Consider the following 771-nt stretch of genomic DNA (forward strand, 5'->3'; position numbering starts at 1 on the left):
CCTCAATCGCCCGATCCAGCTTGCGTTCAAGTCTGATAGCCGTTCTGAGGGTTCTGTTTTAGCGCGACATTATTTCAACAAACCATGACGCCATGCTGTCCTTTCGGATATGGTATTTTTGCGCCAATTCCCCCGATAAGGAACACTGGGATGAAAACGATTCTTGTTACAGCCCTAGGCCTGCTGGCCATTTCCACACCAGCATATTCTGCCGATGGATTGGTTGAAGTCATGCTTGCCGACAAGTTGGATGAACAACGCGGATACTGTCTGGATATAGCGGGCGGAAAAGGCAAGAACGCTCCATTGGATAGAGGCCTCCAGGCGCATACTTGCTACCACTACACAGGGGGCATTCTCGAAGATCAGGGCTTTGACGAGGCGCTCATCAAACTGGGCCAGTTCCGCATCCCGTATTTCGATGTGTGCATGGCTGTCCCTGCCGTCAACGCTGGTGCCGGGGTCGTCTTGAGCAAGTGCGATGATAGCGAAACGCAGAAATTTTCTCTGGACCAAAACGGCCAGATAGTTACGCAGGCGGACCCAGACCTTTGCGTCACTGTCAGTGCGACTGAAAAGAACGAGGGCCGGGGCGGAACTCCGATACACGTCATGCGCCCATTAAGCCTTCAGGCTTGCGCGCCCTCTAGTAAAGCTTATCAGACTTGGAAACTCCATAAACTTTAAGTCGGCGGAAAACCGGCATCAGTCCCCGATCATCTCGGCAGTGAATGGAGTTAGCGTTCCTCAATCGCCCGATCCAGCTTGCGT

General features: G+C 52.9%; 1 protein-coding gene. It reads left to right on the top strand.

What is annotated here, in order from left to right:
- Positions 1–150: 150 nt before the first annotated feature.
- Positions 151–687 (top strand): ricin-type beta-trefoil lectin domain protein, encoded by a 537-nt coding sequence (locus E1297_RS01135; protein ID WP_155132831.1) that lies wholly within the window; start codon positions 151–153, stop codon positions 685–687.
- The last annotated feature ends 84 nt before the right edge of the window (positions 688–771 follow it).

Source organism: Roseibium sp. RKSG952, from assembly GCF_009711355.1.

Excerpts from the sequence above, each read along its gene's own strand:
- E1297_RS01135 (WP_155132831.1), top strand. The coding sequence starts at position 151 with ATGAAAACGATTCTTGTTACAGCCCTAGGCCTGCTGGCCATTTCCACA.